This is a genomic window from Marinimicrobium sp. UBA4209 (assembly GCF_002381585.1).
Lineage (GTDB): Bacteria > Pseudomonadota > Gammaproteobacteria > Pseudomonadales > Cellvibrionaceae > Marinimicrobium > Marinimicrobium koreense.
In genome coordinates this window covers 50,159-52,714 of record NZ_DFTP01000048.1, presented here as the reverse complement: position 1 = coordinate 52,714, position 2,556 = coordinate 50,159, and the positions used below count along the sequence as shown (strand labels likewise).

Annotated in this window: 3 protein-coding genes; all 3 read left to right on the top strand. The window is 60.3% G+C overall.

Going from position 1 to position 2,556, the window contains the following annotated elements:
• Positions 1-86 precede the first annotated feature (86 nt).
• Positions 87-1,028 (top strand): tripartite tricarboxylate transporter substrate binding protein, encoded by a 942-nt coding sequence (locus B3187_RS06965; RefSeq protein ID WP_286805358.1) that lies wholly within the window; start codon positions 87-89, stop codon positions 1,026-1,028.
• Positions 1,025-1,546: a tripartite tricarboxylate transporter TctB family protein gene (locus B3187_RS06960; RefSeq protein ID WP_286805357.1), complete on the top strand. Its 522-nt coding sequence runs from the start codon at positions 1,025-1,027 to the stop codon at positions 1,544-1,546. Before B3187_RS06965 ends, B3187_RS06960 begins: the two co-directional genes overlap by 4 nt.
• Positions 1,539-2,556 (top strand): tripartite tricarboxylate transporter permease (locus B3187_RS06955; protein WP_286805356.1); only part of this gene is annotated, 1,018 nt, incomplete at its 3' end. The genes B3187_RS06960 and B3187_RS06955, both read left to right, overlap by 8 nt.

Genomic DNA, 2,556 nt, shown 5'->3' with positions numbered 1-2,556 from the left:
GGCCCGGACGTTACGATTCCACCGAAATTTCACAAACTAAAACCACATACAACCAATAACAAGCAACGGAAAACAGGTGAGAGACTATGCGACGGTTGATTAACCGCTGCGTGATGATGGTGGCCATACTGGTGATAGCTGGGCCACTGCAGGCAGACGACCACTACCCGGCGGAGCTGGTGAAAATTTATGTTCCGTCTTCACCCGGTGGATCCAGCGATGCCATTGCCCGGGTGTTTGCCAAACACTTTGAGCAGGTGACCGGCAGCGCCGTGGCCATCGTCAACCAGACCGGCGGTGGCGGCGTCATCGCCGCGCACTCCGTCGCGCGCTCCAAACCCAACGGCGGCACCCTGCTGCTCTACCACACCGCCCTGCACGTCTCCCACGCCCTTGGGCGTTCACCTTATCAATACAAAGACTTTACCCCACTGGCCACCCTCAGCATGGTCAACGACGTCTATGCCGTGCGCGCCGATGCGCCCTATAAAACCCTGCAAGAACTGCTCGACTACACCCGCACGCACGAAGGCAAAATCACCGTGGGCTCACAGTTCGGTGCCACCACCCAGATCAAGGGCCAGGCGCTGACCCAGTTGTATCCCGAAGGCTTCCGGGTGGTGGACTCGGGCAGCGAATCCAAACGGATTACCGCCCTGCTGGGTGAGAAAGTGGACCTGATCAGTATGAGCGTTGCGAGCGCACTACAGTTCGAGCGCAATGGCGATGTGCGCATTCTCGGGGTCATGAACAACACCCCGGACGCCTTCGCGCCAGATTGGCCCACCGCCCCCAGCCAGGGAGTGCCCGCGCATCTGCCACAAGTGTTTGCCGTTTACGGTCCGGCCGAACTACCGCAACCGATCATCGATCAGTTCGACAGAATCATGGCCGGGATTCAGCAGGACCTCGCCTATCAAGAGGCAATCAGGAAGGTGCGCCAGAGTCCCGAATACCGGAACCACAAAGACGCGGCCATTTTTCTGGCCGACGAGTACCGGTTTATTGAAAAAGTGGTGAACCCATGAGCCGGTCCTTCACTGAGCGTCTGAATGCGGTGCACACCGACCGCTGGTTTGGCCTCGCCACCATCGGCTGCTCCGGTCTGCTGTATAGCATTTTCTGGCAGGACACTTTGAAGCCCACCCTGGGCGATCCGGGACCGACCTTGCTGCCCGGATTGATCGCCGTACTGCTGACCCTGATGGGGTTGATTCTACTCATCAGACCTCCGACGGACCGCGAACCAGCAGAGGAAACGGATACCGCTGGGACCTTTCGGCCCTGGCGCGGCGCTTTTTCCATTGTCGCGGTCCTCGCCTACGCGTGGGTACTGCCCAATCTAGGCTACGCGGTCAGCACCGCGGTCTTCTTTGCCCTGAGTACCTGGCTGCTCGGTCGACTGTCATTGAAGGCCGGCGTGCAGTGTTGCCTCATTGCGATTCTGGTCGCCGTTGCCACTCACTATCTGCTCGCCTCGGTACTGAACGTCAGCTTACCCGAGGGGGAATGGCTCTACGCATTGAAAGGAGTGCTTTATGATTGAGCTGTTCGCTGCCGGTGTCTGGGAACTGTTGCAGCCCCAGGTACTGATCGTGCTGTTTCTGGCCTGTATCGTCGGCCTGGTGATTGGGGCTCTGCCCGGGCTTAACGCCACCATGGCGGTGGCGATCATTTTGCCCCTGACCTTCAGCTTCAACGCTCACCTGGGAATGGCGACTCTGGTGGCCGTGTATATCGGTGGTATCTGTGGCGGACTGGTATCGGCCATTCTGCTGCGGATTCCGGGCACCCCTTCATCGGTGGCCACCACCTTTGACGGCTACCCGCTCGCCCAACAGGGGCAGGCGGTCAAAGCCTTGGGCACCGCCATGCTCGCCTCCTACGCCGGGGGCATGTTCAGCCTGCTGGTGCTGGTCATGTTTGCCCCGATGGTGGCGCGCCTGGCGATCAATTTCGGCCCCGCCGAGTACTTTGCCCTATCGGTCATGGCGCTGACCATGGTAGCCGCGCTGGCCGGCAAGAGTCTGGTCAAGGGCGCGATCACCGCGCTGTTGGGTATGGCGTTCAGCATGGTGGGCATGGCGCCCATTGATGGCACCCCGCGTTTTACTTTTGGGGAAATCAACCTCTGGGCCGGGATCGGGCTGGTACCATTCATGATCGGCCTGTTTGCGATCTCCCAGGTACTGCGTGAACTGTTTCGGGAAACACCCCGGCCCAAGGTGGATATGACCATCAAAGGCGTGGGCGTCACCCTCAAAGAAATCAGGCGCAACCTGGTCAATGTGTTCCGCTCATCCGGCATCGGTGTGGGCATTGGCGTGCTGCCGGGGATCGGCGGCGCGGCCTCGAACATGATCGCCTACGCCACCGCCCGCCAGAGCTCGAAAAACCCGGACAGTTTTGGCAAAGGCAATGTCGACGGCGTCTGGGCGTCCGAGTCGGCGGGCAATGCCAGTATCGGCGGCGCGCTGCTGCCACTGATCACCCTGGGGATTCCCGGCGATGGAGTCACCGCCATCATCATCGGCGGCTTCATGATTCACGGATTGC

Excerpts from the sequence above, each read along its gene's own strand:
- B3187_RS06965 (WP_286805358.1), top strand. The coding sequence starts at position 87 with ATGCGACGGTTGATTAACCGCTGCGTGATGATGGTGGCCATACTGGTG.
- B3187_RS06960 (WP_286805357.1), top strand. The coding sequence starts at position 1,025 with ATGAGCCGGTCCTTCACTGAGCGTCTGAATGCGGTGCACACCGACCGC.